17 protein-coding genes are annotated in these 17,006 nt (G+C 33.1%); 9 read left to right on the top strand and 8 right to left on the bottom strand.

Annotated elements, in window-relative coordinates; all coding sequences use genetic code 11:
* Positions 1-55: 55 nt before the first annotated feature.
* The gene (locus V6M85_RS09085; protein WP_338599022.1) at positions 56-718 is read right to left on the bottom strand and encodes a helix-turn-helix domain-containing protein; all 663 of its coding nucleotides are present in this window, start codon (positions 716-718) and stop codon (positions 56-58) included.
* A 330-nt stretch (positions 719-1,048) separates the two neighbouring features.
* Here V6M85_RS09085 and V6M85_RS09080 point away from each other — a divergent pair, with 330 nt between their 5' ends.
* The 5 genes from V6M85_RS09080 (at position 1,049) to V6M85_RS09060 (ending at position 4,945) form a co-directional block, all read left to right on the top strand.
* Positions 1,049-1,762, top strand: a complete 714-nt coding sequence (locus tag V6M85_RS09080; protein WP_338599020.1) for an ABC transporter ATP-binding protein — start codon at positions 1,049-1,051, stop codon at positions 1,760-1,762.
* Positions 1,728-2,777 (top strand): hypothetical protein, encoded by a 1,050-nt coding sequence (locus tag V6M85_RS09075; RefSeq protein WP_338599017.1) that lies wholly within the window; start codon positions 1,728-1,730, stop codon positions 2,775-2,777. Before V6M85_RS09080 ends, V6M85_RS09075 begins: the two co-directional genes overlap by 35 nt.
* A 259-nt stretch (positions 2,778-3,036) precedes the next feature.
* Complete coding sequence (locus V6M85_RS09070; RefSeq protein ID WP_338599015.1) at positions 3,037-3,912, top strand: ABC transporter ATP-binding protein; 876 nt, start codon at positions 3,037-3,039, stop codon at positions 3,910-3,912.
* The gene (locus V6M85_RS09065; RefSeq protein WP_338599013.1) at positions 3,903-4,526 is read left to right on the top strand and encodes a hypothetical protein; all 624 of its coding nucleotides are present in this window, start codon (positions 3,903-3,905) and stop codon (positions 4,524-4,526) included. Before V6M85_RS09070 ends, V6M85_RS09065 begins: the two co-directional genes overlap by 10 nt.
* Positions 4,526-4,945 (top strand): hypothetical protein, encoded by a 420-nt coding sequence (locus tag V6M85_RS09060; protein WP_338599010.1) that lies wholly within the window; start codon positions 4,526-4,528, stop codon positions 4,943-4,945. Before V6M85_RS09065 ends, V6M85_RS09060 begins: the two co-directional genes overlap by 1 nt.
* Positions 4,946-5,179: 234 nt before the next feature.
* On the opposite strand, the gene V6M85_RS09055 is transcribed toward V6M85_RS09060, so the two are convergent.
* The 3 genes from V6M85_RS09055 to V6M85_RS09045 form a co-directional block, all read right to left on the bottom strand.
* The gene (locus V6M85_RS09055) at positions 5,180-5,842 is read right to left on the bottom strand and encodes a helix-turn-helix domain-containing protein (RefSeq protein ID WP_338599008.1); all 663 of its coding nucleotides are present in this window, start codon (positions 5,840-5,842) and stop codon (positions 5,180-5,182) included.
* Positions 5,843-6,396: 554 nt separating this feature from the next.
* Positions 6,397-7,431, bottom strand: a complete 1,035-nt coding sequence (locus tag V6M85_RS09050) for an ATP-binding protein (RefSeq protein ID WP_338599005.1) — start codon at positions 7,429-7,431, stop codon at positions 6,397-6,399.
* A gap of 131 nt (positions 7,432-7,562) precedes the next feature.
* Entirely contained in the window at positions 7,563-8,336 is a 774-nt protein-coding gene (locus tag V6M85_RS09045) for a DMT family transporter (protein WP_338599003.1), read from the bottom strand.
* Positions 8,337-8,508: 172 nt separating this feature from the next.
* Between V6M85_RS09045 and V6M85_RS09040 the strand changes: the two genes are divergently transcribed.
* The 4 genes from V6M85_RS09040 (at position 8,509) to V6M85_RS09025 (ending at position 12,706) form a co-directional block, all read left to right on the top strand.
* Complete coding sequence (locus V6M85_RS09040; RefSeq protein WP_338599001.1) at positions 8,509-9,513, top strand: ATP-binding cassette domain-containing protein; 1,005 nt, start codon at positions 8,509-8,511, stop codon at positions 9,511-9,513.
* Positions 9,514-9,516: 3 nt separating this feature from the next.
* The gene (locus V6M85_RS09035; protein WP_338598999.1) at positions 9,517-10,278 is read left to right on the top strand and encodes an ABC transporter permease; all 762 of its coding nucleotides are present in this window, start codon (positions 9,517-9,519) and stop codon (positions 10,276-10,278) included.
* Positions 10,279-10,594: 316 nt separating this feature from the next.
* Positions 10,595-11,356, top strand: a complete 762-nt coding sequence (locus V6M85_RS09030; protein WP_338598997.1) for a ZIP family metal transporter — start codon at positions 10,595-10,597, stop codon at positions 11,354-11,356.
* Positions 11,357-11,788: 432 nt separating this feature from the next.
* Positions 11,789-12,706, top strand: coding sequence for a dihydrodipicolinate synthase family protein (locus V6M85_RS09025; RefSeq protein WP_338598994.1), 918 nt, complete (start codon positions 11,789-11,791; stop codon positions 12,704-12,706).
* On the opposite strand, the gene V6M85_RS09020 is transcribed toward V6M85_RS09025, so the two are convergent.
* From V6M85_RS09020 to glcU, 4 genes are all read right to left on the bottom strand, one after another.
* Positions 12,680-13,411: a cyclase family protein gene (locus V6M85_RS09020; protein WP_338598992.1), complete on the bottom strand. Its 732-nt coding sequence runs from the start codon at positions 13,409-13,411 to the stop codon at positions 12,680-12,682. The two genes, V6M85_RS09025 and V6M85_RS09020, sit on opposite strands and share 27 nt — an antisense overlap.
* A 508-nt stretch (positions 13,412-13,919) precedes the next feature.
* Complete coding sequence (locus V6M85_RS09015) at positions 13,920-14,648, bottom strand: SDR family NAD(P)-dependent oxidoreductase (protein ID WP_338598990.1); 729 nt, start codon at positions 14,646-14,648, stop codon at positions 13,920-13,922.
* Between the two features lie 344 nt (positions 14,649-14,992).
* On the bottom strand, positions 14,993-16,108 hold the full coding sequence (gene glcV / locus V6M85_RS09010; RefSeq protein ID WP_338598988.1) for a glucose ABC transporter ATP-binding protein GlcV: 1,116 nt from the start codon (positions 16,106-16,108) through the stop codon (positions 14,993-14,995).
* Between the two features lie 4 nt (positions 16,109-16,112).
* A complete protein-coding gene (glcU, locus tag V6M85_RS09005) occupies positions 16,113-17,000 on the bottom strand; it encodes a glucose ABC transporter permease GlcU (protein ID WP_338598985.1) in 888 nt (295 codons plus the stop codon).
* Positions 17,001-17,006: the final 6 nt, after the last annotated feature.

Genomic DNA, 17,006 nt, shown 5'->3' with positions numbered 1-17,006 from the left:
ATCTTGAGCTCTCTTTAAGAAATATTCAGTCATAGAATGTTTATGATTAAATTTTCTAGATTTCTTTCATAGTTTTCTCTGCTATTTTTGCTACTGCCTTTCTTAGGATCTGCATTATTGCTGGTTTTGAGACTCCTAATTCCTTTGCTAATTCCTCTAAACCTATTCTTTTTGGAGTTTCAAAATATCCCTTACTTACGGCTAGTTTTAATACTGCAAGTTCTTTTGGTGTTAATTCCTCCCTAACAGACAGAAGAGGGTCTGAAGATTCCTCAATGACTTTAAATTCATAGGTAAGTTCCCTTATTTCCGGTATTATTTTAGTGAAATCTTCGGATTCGGCTATTATATTCCATCTTTCAATTCCATTATATATTGTCTCTGACATGCTAAAAATTTTACAGTTTTTCAGAAGTTTTTCAGCAATTCTTCCCCTAAGGCTCTCCACAGAAGTATAAATTGCTCTAATACCCGTTTTGTTTTTGTATTCGTCAACTAGTTTAAAGTCAACTATCATCTTATTTCTACTTAGTATCTTAACTATTTGTTTAAAGAGATCCTTATCCTTGGCGTAAATTATTCCCATGACGTTTTCAGTAAGTCCATCAAGTGAGGGAATCCTCTTATTTACTTTTACATATAACTCTTCTTCATTAAACCTCTCAGTATAAAGACTCCAATCCTCATGTGAGAGCAGGATAGTATAGCTTTTTATCATTACAGAATATAGTAGGATTTGAATTTAAAAGAATTAAAGTTGTGTATTGCTTTAGATTTCTATCTTTTGTATGTTGATTAGTACGGAAAGATTATAAAATGGCAATATTAGATGGCATTTTTGAATACTTTTGTAAGAATTATTTCTGAATCAACTAGAGATATTTTCTTAATTTAATTGCAAACAGAATGTTGAGGTACACGAGAGATAATAGGGCTATATTAATTTTCGTCATAATGGCTCTATGGCTATATTAACATTAACTAATCTACGATTTTCTTCAATTTCTCTCGAATACGAATATATATGCCTTTAAAAGGAGTGATTTATGTGCTTAGGGTAGTTAATGTAACTAAAGTTATTCATGATAATGTGATAATTAATAGTGTTAGTTTTGAAATAAAGGGGAATGAGAGAGTTGGAATTGTAGGTATTCATAATTCTGGAAAGACCGTCTTAATGGAGATTTTAGCTGGCAAAATGAAGCCAACTTATGGTGAGATATCCTTAGCCGATAAACGAAAAATCGCATATATGCCTCAGGTACCTAGGTTCATACCAACAATTAGGGTAAAGGATGTCATGAGTTATATCACAAGGCGTTACGATTACCTAGAGTTAGTAGGACTAGATGGCAATAAGAAAGTTAAAGACTTATCGTTAGACGAGAAAAAGAGATTGTCCTTTGCGCTTTCTTTACCCTTTTCTCCAACCTATCTCTTAGTTGACGACTTATCTCCTATTTCATCTTCAACTAGGCACTTGATAAAGAATTTTAAAGGGGGTATTATCTTAGCACATCATAACCTTAAGGATATATGGGATTTAATTGATAGGGTCATAATAATCTCAAGGGGTAAAATAGTCTTCGACGGTGTTAAAGAGGAATTAGAATATAAAATAATAAGGTTTAAGGATGAGGAAATTTGGGAGAAAGAGAAAGAAAATAGCGTTGAGAAGGATTTGAATCAGAAAGGTATCAATTACGAAGTTATAAGGGTGACGCCAGATGAAGTTTTCCTATACTTTTACGCAGGAGTTTAAAAGGACATTAATATATTTGTATGTAATTCTAATAGCGTTAGCTTCAGCATATGTAATAGGTCAATTTTCAACTAGATCAGCTAATGTTATTGGTATCGTAGAATATTCTACAAACGGAATAAAGGTAACGGGTTACGTTTTTGACTTTCAAGGCAAAGGAATAAGCTCTACTGTGAAGGCTATTTATGAAGATTCTCGAGTAACCACAAAGACGAACAATGGTTCCTTTTCATTATGCTTGCCTATCACATATGAAAGTATCAACAAAATAAACATTGTAATAGATTCGTCAGAGGGAAATCTAAATTTCAGCATAATATCGAGGCCATTTACTACATTCGCTTATGGAACCCTTTATTTAAAACTATTATCAAGTCAAAATCTCTCAATTATAAGTGTTAAAGGAAAGACTTTCGTCGCCTTAAATCCCTATTCCCTAAGGAATTACATTAACGGAATGCAAATAGACTCAAATACCTCAATTTTCGTGGTGAATTCAGATAACGTTACATCTCCTAACCCTTTAACATTAGAATATTATAATAATAACAGTAACTTAATTGATTCCTTAAAGATGTATCTCATTCTTCTTTTATCATCTAATTTTGCCTTAATCGATTTTGTAAGCTACTTCTTGCTATCCTCTTTTCCTAGAGGAGAGTTAAAGGAAATTATAAGGTTAGTAGGATTAGCAAAGGTTTATCTAGCTAAACTTATAGCTGAGATCCCGTTGATTATAGGCTTATCCACTTTACCATTTTATTTATTTCTAGTAACGGTAATGGGTAATGTAAACTACTATACAATCAATTTGATTATACCCTACTCCATAGGTTCCTTTACTTTCTCTTTAGGCATATACGGACTTTCTCCTTTAGGTAGTAAGAATATGATATACTATTCTATAATTCTTGCCCTATATATAACTAACTTGATAGTATATGACAGATATATTTATTGCCTAATATCAACTTTTCTTTTATTATTAGGCTATTTCTGGCTGAGGAATCATTAGTAGATTAACGACTATTTATCTAAAGCTACTATGTTGGTAGTTTAGTTGGTGTACAATTTTTTCTTAATGTTGGAGAATAACGCTAAAGTAAAAATTAAGTGGCTATTTTTTGCTCTTGTGGGGGATACTTGAACTATCGTAGTTTAATATAGCATCATTACTATGGAGAGAATACAAAAAGTAGGGTAGATTTCTGAAAACCCCCAAAGCAACTACTTTTGAGAAGTTTTTTAACTCGTAAGAAAATAAGCACATAAGAATGTCAGTTATTGAAGCTAATAATCTTACAAAGAGATATGGAGACATTGAAGTGCTTCACGGTCTTACATTTTCAATAGAAGATAGAAGTATAACTTTAGTTATGGGTCCTAACGGTGCAGGTAAATCCACGCTCCTTAAAATAATTTCTGGTCTTATAAATAGAACCTCGGGTAGTTTAAGCGTTTTAGGAGAAGATCCTTGGAATAGCAATAAGCTACCAAGAAAAGTAGCAGTAATCTTGGATAAACCGTATCTCCCACCATATTTAACTGTATCTGATATAATTAAAGAAGTTTCTGAGGAGTTCAATTATTCTGTTGACGATGCTAAAAGGTTATTGGAGGAATTTAACTTACTTCACTTCATGAAAAATAAGGTAAGGGAATTATCAACTGGGACCAAGCAAAAGTTACAAATAGTTTTCGCGTTAATGAAAAACCCTGAGGTAATAGTAGCTGATGAACCTACAGCAAACTTGGATATCACTTCGCGATATCAAGTTTATAATATCTTCACGCTCTTAAGGGAAAAGATGGGATTAACTGTACTCATTGCTTCTCATATCCCTGCAGAACTTCTAGGCTTCTCAACTCACGTTCTCGCGATAAGTAACGGAGTACTCAAATTCTTTGGTGAAGTAAATAAAATATTACGAAATGATTTTCTAGAAGAATTTTACATAGTTGTTGATAATGTAAGCAGAGCTCTTAAAGTGTTAGATGATAAATACATAGAAGTTATAGGAAATCAGATAAAAATTAGGGGAGATCTACCAAAAATTATAAGAAAATTAACTTCTGCTGGAGTAAGAATATTCTACATAAGAAATTCTATTATAGATAAAAGTATAAAAGGCGAGACAGGATGGGAATAATAAATCTTCTAATTAAGCATAGATATGGCCAGTACGGATTGCTTTCCTATGTCGAGTTAGAGTTTGCTTTGGGCGTAGGTATAGTTGCTTCTTACAATTTCTTTCATCCTCAAACTAGAAGCGTAATAGATGGAGACCAACTAGAAATATTTAACATAATCATATGGACAATCGGAATCATATTGGCAACACTAGTCATAAAGAACATAAGTTTAGGAATTGGACAAGATCTTTATGATGGGACTATAATCTCCTTTTTACAGATGAGAAGTAGAAGAGAAGTATTCTTCCTCTCTTACTTCGTAGACGTTTTGCTGATTGGAATAATATTTATCTTAGCCTCCGAATTGGTATTTAGTTTAGCTTCATTTAATCCACCTTTAATATGGATAAACAGCTTCCTTTCGCAATATCTATTCATTTGTAACACTTCTTACATATTCACAATATTAATTAAGAGACCTTTTAGAAGCTTTTTTACAGGTATAGTGATAATCTTGATCTTATTAGGAATAGAATTAACTGGGTACATAGGCGTATTTAATTACCTTTTGCCAATTGACATTGTGTTAATTTACTTGGCGTATTACCTTTTCAAAAAGGTGTCAATATAATGAGACTAGGATTATACCTAATTTCTTTGGGAATCCTAATAGTAGCTCTAGGAGAGGTTACTTTTCCTCTAAGCACTACGGTACATATCAACGGAAACGGTATGGTTATGGTTCCGTCATGGTATGAGATAGGCAGAGTAATTGTTAATAATGGGAGCTTTCTCATAATTCATCGTAATAATACATTTAATTTAATAAATAAAGGTGAGGAAAATCTAGAACAACATTCAATTGTATTTGGAGTAGGAAACGCCATCGTGATATTAGAAAATTATAAGATATTTTATAACTCAAATTATAGAATAATTGGACTGTCATTTACAGGAGTTGGTATAGTATTGGAAATCGTGAGGTTAATAATAAAGCGATTTATCAAGTCTAAATCAATAAGTAAAAAAGTATCATTTCTTGTTAGTTAATCTCTTGGTGTAGCCAAGTAGTTAAAAATTTAAGGTATCTGTTATCTCTAAATAGAGACCAAAAAGATAAGATATAGTAAGAGGTAAAGGATAAAATAATCGTAAAGGATGTACGGGCATAATTCATACCTACTCGAGAACACTATGGTCAATGTCTAAAAAAATCTTTATTTGAGTGTAAAAAGTGCGCAAGATTGAATTAGAAGCAACTTTTACGTTCCAGTAAAAGTTACATCAAGCTATACTATCTATGTAGTTCTTGATCAATTTACTCATAGCCCTTCTCAATGCTTGTAGTGTAGCAGCCTTACTTATCCCCAACTCCTCTGATAACTCATTTAAATCTATTTTTTTAGGCCAATCGAAATAACCTAGTTTATACGCTTTATATATAATTTCAGTTTCTTTACTTGTAAGTAAATTTTTAACAGACAGTACATTATTTTCTTTCTCCACTATCTTTAAGCTAAAGGTGATTTCTTTTAAGTCTGGCAGTATGAGTTCCTTAAAAGTTCGATCATCTATTACTATTTTCCATCTCTCTAAACCATTTGCAATGTATTCAGAAATGTAATAAGCTCCTTTATTCATTAAGAGTTCACTTATTCCTCCCCTTAATTTAGCTGAGAGTAAGATTAAAGCCCTTATTTCATTTTTAGTTCTAATATTTTCTATAATTTTAATTTTAGTTACTCTATTGTTAGACTTAATGTTATTTATCAGCTCAGTTAGTACTGTTGGTTCATTAACGTAAGCTTCCGCAATTATATTTTCTTCCATTCTCTCAAATGATGGAGTACGTACTTTCATTAATACCCTTAATTCCTCTTCAGGATATTTATCAGTGAGTAAGGTCCAGTCATCGTGCGTTAAGACAACGCTATAACTCTTTATCACACTTATATTTTTAAACTTCTCCAGTTAAATATCTTTTTGCTTCAATTTGTATCGTAAATTTCGAAAAATTATGCATATTGTATCATGTTCCACTCGTATTAAGAAACTTAATATTTATGTTAATTCATCTAGAACTTAGTACGTGTTTCATATATAGAAGTTACTCTCCTTCATATTACATAAATATTCAGATAAGTTAAAAATATCCAGTATCCAAGCTAAAAATTACAAAAATTGCGGGCAGAAAGCTTCGCCTTTTTAAGGGCGAGGAGAAGTCAGTATGGCTAATTAACTCATAATTTATTCATGTCTTTAGATGAAGAGTATTTTATGCTTTTAATTTTCTATTAAATAGATTTCTTATTATAAAAAATATAAGATCAGCAGGGTATATTTTTGATCTATGAGTGAGAATAAAGTAGTTCGCATGATATTATAGAACCAAGTATTCCGTGGTACTAGAGTCACTAACGTTTCTACTATTGGTACTCATTAACAATTGCGTAAACATTTCTTAAAAATTCTTAAGGTAATTAAAAACTTCTAGATGTTATTTAAGCTCTTAATGAAGCTTTTCTGTATACTGGATCTGAAATCACGTAGGTTCTCCCAATTTTTTGCACAACATATAACCTCTCTAGTCTGTCAAGGAATTTTGATAATGTTTCCGTGGACACCTTTAAATTATCCTCTAGAATACTCCATGTTGAACCTATCGCTAATAGCTTTATCGCTTTTCTCCTCCATGCTTGATCTTCAATTATATTATTTATTTCCTCCATTGCTATTCCTATTGCTTCTTCTATTGCGTATTTTAAAGCGTCTTCATGTTTCTTAACACATCTATTAACTCCGTAAATGTTTAACCAACCTACTAATGTGCCAAGTTCATTTATTACTTCTCTTATTTCCTCTTTAGTATATTTTACCTTACAATTTTGTAGCCCTTCCTCTAAATATTCAATAGCAGTTTCCTCACTCCAAGGTTTTAGTAATATCTCTGTTGGCTTCCTTCCAGCTAATGGTTGTTCGCCTTTCTGCTCCAAAAGAGTTTTTATTAATCCAATTGCTGATCCAGTGAATATCACTGAAAGTGAAGGACAAGTATTTAACAATCTATGTAGAACCGGAACTAAATGATTGATACCTTCTTTTAGATCTTGTGCCTCATCCAATATTAAAATTGTATCCTGGCAAATGCTCTTTATAATTGTCTCAATTACAGATGTGGATCTCAGCTTAAATGATAAGGTGGTTGGTCCTACTCTAACTCCTATTACGTCTAGTGATTCCTTAACTTTTTCTGTTAACGTTTTGGGTATTGAAAAGTATAATCTATTTACGAAGTCCTTAAGTCCCTTAACTTTAACTAAGTCTACATATACAACCCTTTTATTCGGTATACTGTTGGATACAGCTAACGCTAAACTAGTTTTCCCACTCATTCTAGGACCAAGGATTATGGTCCATTCATTATTTTTCAACAAGAATATTAATTGTTTTATTTCTTCTTCTCTATCGAAAATCTCTTCTATATCATATCTCGGTCTTTTTGTAAATATTACTTTGCCCCCCAAAGTACTTTGCACTACAAACTATCAATCTATATCCTTTTATTTTTTATTATTTAAGAAAAACCTTGACAAGCTAAGAAAAGACCATTAAGAATCGTAGGTACTACTACTAATTGATTTCAAAATTTTACTAATATAGTTGTCATTTACTTTTTAAATGCAAAGTAAATTGAAATTAACGTTATAGTTCCCCCTATGATCTCTTGAATATTCGGAATTTGATGAAAAATTGGTATTGCTAATAACGTTGCGACTACGGGCTCAATAAGCTCTGCAGAAGTTACAAGACTAATTGGTAGTTTATTTGCGGTATATATAACTGAACCATGTCCAATCAAAGTGGGAATTAGAACAAGGCCAAAGATTGCCAATATAGAAGTTAAATTAAACTCACCTAGACCATAAATAGGTAAAATTGGAATCATAAATACTGAAGATAATAAGTAGATGAGAGGCGCAGTTGAAATGAAATCATAGTCCAACTTAGATAAGAAATAGGTATAAAGAGAAAATGAAACTGCAGACATTAATGCAAAAACATTCCCCAAAAGATATCCTAAATTTTCATTATAATTCATGATTATTATTCCCACTAATGCTATAATCACGAATAGGTCAATTCTCTTCCTCAAGATCATCGCAAATAAAGGGCTTGTAGAGACTAAAATAGTAGAGGCAGATATTGTGGTTAGGAAAACACTACTTACAAAAAGAACCATATGAAGTGAAAGGAATAATGAAGGGATGATAAAGTATTTCAATTTAAACTCTCTCTTTCGGGAAAAGGTAAGGAGAATTGCCCCAGCTATTACGAATCTTAAAAAGGTGATCAAAGGCGGAGATATCGTGCAAAATTTAACAAATATTGCAGCAGTTCCAAAAGCGACACCGCCTAAAAATAAGATTACCTTTTCCTTCATAATAAGGAAAAATAGTGATAAACGTATTTAAATGCAACGTAGATGTATACAATATTAACTTCGAGCCCTAGTTTTGTCTTCTTAAGATGGTATATTATTCTAATCTATCAAGCCGTCTTAAATCCTAAATCATAAGAGATAACTTTAAAATATATTTCGATTACGATATCACGTGTTTTTTAATAATCTTTCGATTTATGTGAAAGATCTAGTAAAAATATATAACGGTGAAGTAAAAGCTCTAAATGGAGTTAACTTAGAGGTCGAGAAGGGTACTGCTTTCGCTCTTCTGGGACCTAATGGAGCAGGAAAGACTACACTAATTAGAATATTGACTACTCAAATTCCCCCTACTAATGGTTCTGCGTTTGTGGGAGGTTATAGTGTTACAGATGAGCCTGATAAAGTTAGAAAGGTTATTGGTTATGTTCCGCAAGAGATAAGTGTCTGGACAGACCTTACTGCGTACGACAATCTTTTAATCTATGCTAAAATATATGGTATACCTTCGTCCGAAAGAAAGGAAAGAATTGAAGATATTCTAGATAAATTTGGTTTATATGAGGTTAGGAATGATCTAGTAAAGACCTATTCTGGAGGGATGATCAGGAGGCTGGAGATAGCATGTGCTCTTCTAACAATGCCTAAAATCTTATTTTTAGATGAACCTACAATAGGATTAGATCCAGTAGCTAGGAAGGTAGTATGGGAAGAACTAAAAGTGTTCAAGGAGGAACATGAGATAACGATATTTTTCACTACTCATTATATGGATGAGGCGGATATCTATTCAGATAAGATAGCTCTTATTGATAAGGGGAAGATACTTAGGGTTGGAACTTCTGAAGAACTTAAAAGGAGCATAGGGAGTACAATAATTTCGTTTGAGACAGAAAATAATAGTAACAATGAGCTACTATATAAAATCAAAGAAATTAATAGCGTCGAAGATATTATCATAAAAAGTAATCAAGTTAGCGTAATAGTTAAGGATACTGATATTGTGCTACCCAGTTTAATAGACTTTATGAGAAATAATAATATAAAATTCAAAAGATTGGAAGTAAGGGAAATAACTCTTGACGACGTTTTCATAAAGTATGTTGGAAATAGTATAGAGGTTAGAGGAAGAAGTACTGAGGTTAGACAAGTCAGAAGCAGAATTAAGGGTGGTTGAGTAGTGGTTAACATTGCAAGTTATATATTTACCATGCTTGAATTAGAGTTAAGGAAGTTAAAGAACGATAGAACAGAATTGTACACTAGGGCTGTACAGCCAATATTATGGCTAGTACTTTACGGTACTGTAATTAGCAGAATTAGAGCAATACCTACTGGAGGTATACCTTATATAGATTACATAACTCCAGCAATAATTATCCAATCCTCAACTTTTATCTCTATATTTTATGGATTGACATTAGTTTGGGAGAGGGAATCTGGAATCTTGAAAAAATTAATAACTACGCCACTCCCGAGATACTCCATAGTGATAGGAAGATCTTTCGCATCGGGAATAAGGAGTCTATTTCAAATACTCATTATAACGATAGTTGCGTTATTGCTTGGTGTTAGGTTTTATAATGTGATCTTCTTCCTTATAGCTTCGCTCATAATATTTTTTGTATCCAGTGGCTTTGCCTCTCTCTCAGTTATCATAGCATCGTTTATGAAAACAAGAGAAAGATTCATGGGAATAGGTCAAGCAATAACAATGCCATTATTCTTTGCTAGCAGTGGTTTATATCCCATAAGCATAATGCCAAAAGCGCTTCAATATATTGCTTTAGGCAACCCATTAACTTACATAATAGACATTTCTAGAAGATTAATGATAACTGGTAACATGGATAGTGTGATAGTAGATCTCATAGCTATTGTAATATTCAATTTTACAATGTACTTACTAGCATCCATAAGATTCAAGAAGATAATCGAATAAAGTTCGAGTTTTTAATACTCCAGCAAGTATGGATCCCTATAGACAACCTTGGCCAAGTTATCAGACCTCTAGAAATCCTTAGAGTAATATTAGTCTAAAATTAGGATGAGAAATCAATTCGTTTAATCTAAAAAGCTGAACAGCTAGCTTTGTAATATATCTCAAATAATCTAGATATAGTAGTCTAACCATTATTTCCTTTTTGCGAATCAAATATAGAATATTTAGTAGATTTAATACCCATTTAACCTATATGATTAATTATGATAGACAAGTTTATAGTCTTGTTTTTACAATTACGACATGGCGAAAAGAAATGAACTATTTCCCAATCATCTTAGGTTTAATTGCAGGATGTACAGTAGCAATTGGTTCCATTGCAGTAAGTAGAGGTAAGTTCAGCAAAAACGCCTTGGGCTATTTAGGAGCCTTCACGGGAGGTATACTTTCGTATTTGGCATTAGATACTGGATCAGAGGCTGAGGAAATAGTTACAGACTTTTTATCGTCAAAACAATTTGCAGATTTCACTATTGCGCTTATTATCACATCCATAGGGTTAATAGGAACGTGGGTGCTTTTAAGTCTCTTAGAAAAGAACCCAAATGGTCAAGCATTGCCAATAATGATAGCAAGCGCTTTAGGAGTTCATAATGTAGGTGAAGGATTTGCGATAGCTGCAGCTCTACTATCTGGATCGTTGGCCTCTGCTTGGGCTTTTACTATAGGCTTTGCCATTCATAACGCCACTGAGGGTATTGCTATCTCGTCACCAAGTGTTGTATCTAAACGCATGATAGCATTAAAGACCCTTATCTTACTATCATTACTTGCCGGTTTGCCTACTACGTTAGGAGCATCAATATATTATTTAGGAATTACGAATCAAATATTCCTAGCTTTTCTTAATGTAGTCGCTTCTGCTTCTCTAGTATTCGTAATGATAAGGATTAATATAACTGCAGCCTCACTATTAGGCGGATTTAAAGCTAAGTTCTGGACATGGTTGTTCATAGGAATAGCAACTACATATGGACTAGAGATCTTATTAGATATATTAGGTGGAGCTACTTTTTAAAGGGAATTTATATCACTGTGTATTAGTTCTCTGAAAATCCCTTCAAGTCCATCTTTATTGAGACTTTTTCAGTTCCATGCTAATATAAGTTTGTGGTTGAAATTCCCTATTAACGTGGATAGTATCGCTCACTTATTTCACTTTGGTACGAAGTTTCTTGATAGATGTTTCCTCATGTTAAAATCCGTAAAGCACTACACTGTGATGTCTCTCATAAATGGGCTACAGATTCTCCAAAAAAATCTTTAACTCAATTAAATTCTTAGGAACTAACTTCATGTTAGAATATATTTAGAAAAAGTAATTTTTCTCAGAATTTATTTTATAGATATTTTATGATCAATTTTTCATTATTTTAAATTAGGAAATGCAATTGTTATATCTAAATGATTCTACATGAAAGCATTAAAGCCAATTAGTTGTAGTTTATTTATGAACTTTAAATTAGAAGGAGTAGTAGTACCTCTTATCACTCCATTTTTAGAGGACTATTCAATAGACAAAGAAAGTCTTAAATGGTTAGTGTCATATTTGATCGAAAATAAGGTTAATGGTCTATTTGTAAACTCCAGTGTTGGCGAATTCGCTAGCCTAAGTATAGATGAGATGAGGTTAACCACTAAAATTGTTATGGATTCTAAAAAGGACAGCGTACCAGTTTTTTCCGGAATTTCAACTAACTTTACTGAAGAATCCGTAAAATTAGGTAAGGAGTTCAAAGATTTAGGTGTGGACGCTATAGTTATATTACCTCCTTATTTCTTCAAAGTTAGCGAGAAGGAATTAATTCATCACTTCTCTTTAATAGCTGAGAAAGTGGACATACCCATTATAATTTACAATATACCCCTCTATACCGGAATGAATATATCAATTTCCACTTATAAAACATTAATTTCCCAATATTCGAACATAATAGGAACTAAAGTAACTTTTGACAGTCTGATTTACTTTAAGAGACTAATTAAAGAACTAAGAGAAGTGAGAAAAGACTTTGCAATACTCACTGGATTTGATGAGTATTTATTGCCCCTCTTATCTATGGGAGGCAATGGCGGTGTAATGGGACTTGCAAATGTTGTTCCTAAATTTCACACAAGAGTATATGATAGTTGGAAAAAAGGTGATATGGAGAGAGCTAATAAATATTGGCTTGATCTCTTAAATCTAACCGAAATTTACGATTATTGTAACTCATATACAGCGTCAGTTAAGGTATTATTTAAGATATTAAATATGCCAATAAAAAATGTTGTAAGGCCCCCATTAACCATATGTGAACAGAAAAGTGAGGAATTAGCACGGAAGAGAATTACATCTCTTTTATCTTCTCTCGCAAATAGCGAATAATCTCGTAGGTCCTCCTTCAGCTCCGACAATTTTCAAAGGCAAATAGAAGAACAACGCGTTAGAGTTTTTACACTCCTCCAAAACTCTCTTCATGTTATTTACGCTCTCCATTATTATTATACCATTATTAAGTAATTTGTAATGCACATATACCACTTCATCCCATGTTGTCTTGGCTGGATATTCTTTTCCAGCCCATCCAGCAATACTCATACTTTCTATTCCAACTGCTCTTATCTTTTTAGAGGTCAGATAATCTGCACCACTGGAATCTAGATAAGGCCAATTATATAGGAAATCCTCTTTACCCCTAGTTGACGAAAATCCAGTATACAGCATTATTACCATGTTTTCTCTTATCTTATCATCGAACTTTCTTAGATCATTAGCAGTTATTGGCTCTCCTAACTTTTTAAAACTCAAATCAAGTACAGTTCCAAATCCAACAAACTTTAGTATATCGAATTTCTCTACACTATCTCCATTTGGTACGAAATGCAAAGGAAGATCTATATGAGTACCAGAGTGAAGTCCCATGTAAACTGTTGATAAGGTAACTTCACCATATTTATTGCCTTTTCTAAAATATTCGCGCTTAAATGGTGGGTCTCCAATGTACGTCTGCATTCCATTAAACATATCATATGTCATATCAATCAATAGTAAGTTACCTTTCATCATTTCATTAAAAAGATCCTCTAACATGAGATGCAATATCCCATTATAATAATAACGTTTTCGCTTAACTTTTTAAATAAAGGTTTATGGAGATCTGGTCATTAGGAATTTAATTTTCTCCGATGGGGATAAAACTACTTACTATTTTCTCTCAACCAAATTTTTGGAAAAATAAAACGAGTGTTCTAGGGACCGTCCATAATTAATCTTCGTACCTCTACTTATTTTCACGTCGTTTTTTGCGCTAACCAGAAGCGTATTGTGATGGTAAAATATCATTTGATCATGGAGTATTTGAATCTCGAATAATATTTTATCGTTATTAGTGTGTGTATCATTTGGAAACTAGACGATAATTCTATGAATAGTCCTGATATAGAAAATAGCCTCAATTTTCAGAAAATCCACAAACTATATCGTTATTAGATTAATCTAATATTTTAATTAAAAATGAATTTAATTTAATCATTAATGTTATCACAAATAATAAAGAGCAAGCTTTATTAAAAAATTAAAATGAACAAATAGGATTGTATTATAGCACTGTATATCCACCGTCTACTACTATTAATTGCCCAGTTATGAAACTAGACTCCTCTAGTGATAGAAACAATACAGCATTTGCTACATCTATCGGTTTTCCGATTCTTCCTACCGGAATAGCCTTAGTGACTTCTTGTTCTGTTTCTTTACTATCAAGAACGTCAATAGGTCCGGGCGCTATGGCATTTACAGTAATATTATATCTGGCTAGTTCAAGGGCTATTCCCCTAGTGAAACCTAAAATTCCCGCTTTACTGGCACAATAATGAGAAAGATTTGGAAATCCCACTATCGTTCCTGCGATACTTGCAATGTTTATTATTCTACCATACTTTCGCTCTATCATATGAGGTACTACAGCTTTAGTGAATAGGAAGGTTCCTTTTAGATTAATGTTTATAACCTTATCCCACTCTTCTTCTGACATTTCCAAGAAAGATTTAGCTGGATAAATTCCAGCATTATTAACCAGGATATCGATTTTACCAAAATTCCTTATAACGTCCTGCACAGCATTTTCGATATCAGTCTTCTTAGTGATGTCTCCTTTAAATGCCAATGTATCTTCACCAATTTCTTTTGCGGTTGAATACACAAGGTCTAATACATCAAACAATACGACCTTTGCTCCTTCCTTTGATAAGATTTTTGCAATTTCTTTTCCTATTCCCCTAGCTGAACCCGTAACTATCGCAACTCTACCATTTAATTTGCTATTCATGAGGGTAATTTCGTCGGAACGATTAATAAAGATTCACCATTATCACCAAGCATTTATGAAAAGTTTTCCTAGACCGTAAATTAATGTGCAAGTGATATTGAAAATAAGAAAATGTAACGAGAAATGATCTCTTCACTTTCAATTTAACTTCAAAAGTCATTAACAACTGATAATATTGTTTATGGCTGTTTTTATGTGAAACTCGATAATAGGCATATCTAAATTTTAACTCAATCATATAGGTAAAGAACGAAGAATAGAATTGTTGTAGCTCTTCATTACATGGAAGAAATTACTCTTAATGTAAATAAAATCAAGATTTATCTAGAGAATAAAAAGTAAGATCACTTAACAATTTCAGTCTTACTTGCAAGTAGATTATTCCCACTCTGGTCAAATACCTTTATCTTACCTATCTTAACCAACAAATGAGTCTCGACTCCAGCTTCTAAAGGTTCTTCAGCATCAACTATTATATCAACACTTTCATCTGCTACTGGTGAAACAACTATCTTAAATATACCCGCTCCATAGCTTACTAACTTAATCTTCACAGTGCCTACGTCTACATACTTATCTAGTGGAGTATCAGAGAGTGACAAATCATCAGGTCTTATTCCAACTACTACGTTATTCTGTCCCTTTAACTCCACGTTTTTAAGGGGAATTTTCAAGTTACTTATTACGGCATTATTTTCTATAACCTTAGCTTGTAATAGATTTATTTCACCTGTTAACCTAGCAATTAAATCAGTTGCAGGGTATTCATATATTTCTGTAGGTGTTCCTATTTGAGCGAATTTGCCGTGAACTATAACTCCGGCCTTATTTGCAATTGCAAATATATCTGCTGGGTCATGAGATACTATTAGTGTAGTTAATTTCCTCTCTCTCTGAATTTTTCTCACTAGAGCTCTTGCACTTTCCCTAATCTGTGCATCCAAATTACTAAAGGGTTCATCTAATAACAGAACCTTAGGATCCTTAACTAACGCCCTTGCTATTGCAGTTCTCTGCATTTGACCTCCCGAGAGTTCTTTAGGATACCTATTCAGAACGCCAGCTAAGCCTAGCTCTTCCGCGACTTCCTTAACCTTGCTCTCTATCTTATCTTTAGGTACTTTAGCTAATTTTAAAGGAAACGCTATATTATCGAAGACTGACATATTGGGGTATAAAGCCCAATTTTGAAATACCATAGCAATGCCTCTCTTCTCTGGGCCAAGTACTACTCTACGCGGTTCTGAGACAACTTCGTCATCGAAATATATGTAACCGCTTGTAGGCTCTTCTAACCCAGCTATCAACCTTAGGAACGTAGTCTTTCCATGCCCACTTGGTCCCAATACTCCAAAGGCTAATCCCGAATCTATCTTTATGGATATGTTATCAACTGCCCTAACTTCTGTCTTACCTTTTTTAAATATTTTAGACAAGTTTTCTACTTTTATAGTGGTCATTTTATTACACCCCTTTAGCTCCTCCTCCTAATGCAGCTAAACCACGTATAAAATATCTACCAAGAAATATAAATATTATTAAGGGTATTAAGGAAGAAATTACACCAGCAGCAAAAGATCTATTATAAATTAGGGCATACGCCGCAGTGTAAAATCTAGCTGCGACTGGCAGCATTAACATATTTGGCGTATTTGTCAATATTAGGGGTATGAAGAATTGGTTCCAAATCTGCAAGAACACGAATATTAATGTGGACAAAAATCCCGGAAATATTAATGGGAATACTATTCTCCACAATATGGTCCAATCCCCAGCTCCATCCATCCTAGCGGATTCCATCAAGTATCTAGGGACAACTGGAAGGAATATTGACATCAGTAACGCTGAAGTGGGTACGTAAAATATTAGTAGAGCGAAAATAAGGCCTATGTAGGTATTGTACAAATTTAGTGAGGTTTCTAACTCAATTAGTGGAAATGTGACAGTCTCTATTGGTAGAAACGTAGCTAAAGCCATTATGGAGAAGAGGCTATTACTTAATATTCCATGTTTTTCACTAAGTATGAAGAAGAAGTAAGCAGTCATAGTACCTATTATTGTTGATAATAACACTGAAGGTACTACTACTATAAGGTATCTTAACATTGTCGGTTCTAACCCGGGAATAGTGGCATAGCCAAACCACGCAAAAGCATAAGCATCGAGAGAAGGCTTACTGGGAGGAAGGAGTATAGGAGTGCTTGCAGCTTCTAAATTAGACTTTAATCCTCCTAAGATCATGGCGTATAATGGGACAAGCCACATTATCATCAGTATCGCTGCAACTACTTCTAATAAAGCATATTTTATTGAACTAATTATATAATTACCTCTACTTATTCTTTTTTCCATTTTATT

The sequence above is a fragment of the Sulfolobus tengchongensis genome, assembly GCF_036967215.1.
Classification (GTDB): Archaea; Thermoproteota; Thermoprotei_A; order Sulfolobales; family Sulfolobaceae; genus Saccharolobus; species Saccharolobus tengchongensis_A.
The sequence above is the reverse complement of the archived record's forward strand: the minus strand, read 5'-3'. Positions and strand labels throughout refer to the sequence as shown.

What these genes read in the sequence shown, in the direction of transcription:
- V6M85_RS09085 (WP_338599022.1), bottom strand. Translation starts at nt 718, where the DNA reads ATGATAAAAAGCTATACTATCCTGCTCTCACATGAGGATTGGAGTCTT.
- V6M85_RS09075 (WP_338599017.1), top strand. Translation starts at nt 1,728, where the DNA reads ATGAAGTTTTCCTATACTTTTACGCAGGAGTTTAAAAGGACATTAATA.
- V6M85_RS09070 (WP_338599015.1), top strand. Translation starts at nt 3,037, where the DNA reads ATGTCAGTTATTGAAGCTAATAATCTTACAAAGAGATATGGAGACATT.
- V6M85_RS09065 (WP_338599013.1), top strand. Translation starts at nt 3,903, where the DNA reads ATGGGAATAATAAATCTTCTAATTAAGCATAGATATGGCCAGTACGGA.
- V6M85_RS09060 (WP_338599010.1), top strand. Translation starts at nt 4,526, where the DNA reads ATGAGACTAGGATTATACCTAATTTCTTTGGGAATCCTAATAGTAGCT.
- V6M85_RS09045 (WP_338599003.1), bottom strand. Translation starts at nt 8,336, where the DNA reads ATGAAGGAAAAGGTAATCTTATTTTTAGGCGGTGTCGCTTTTGGAACT.
- V6M85_RS09030 (WP_338598997.1), top strand. Translation starts at nt 10,595, where the DNA reads ATGAACTATTTCCCAATCATCTTAGGTTTAATTGCAGGATGTACAGTA.
- V6M85_RS09025 (WP_338598994.1), top strand. Translation starts at nt 11,789, where the DNA reads ATGAACTTTAAATTAGAAGGAGTAGTAGTACCTCTTATCACTCCATTT.
- V6M85_RS09020 (WP_338598992.1), bottom strand. Translation starts at nt 13,411, where the DNA reads ATGTTAGAGGATCTTTTTAATGAAATGATGAAAGGTAACTTACTATTG.
- V6M85_RS09015 (WP_338598990.1), bottom strand. Translation starts at nt 14,648, where the DNA reads ATGAATAGCAAATTAAATGGTAGAGTTGCGATAGTTACGGGTTCAGCT.
- glcV (WP_338598988.1), bottom strand. Translation starts at nt 16,108, where the DNA reads ATGACCACTATAAAAGTAGAAAACTTGTCTAAAATATTTAAAAAAGGT.
- glcU (WP_338598985.1), bottom strand. Translation starts at nt 17,000, where the DNA reads ATGGAAAAAAGAATAAGTAGAGGTAATTATATAATTAGTTCAATAAAA.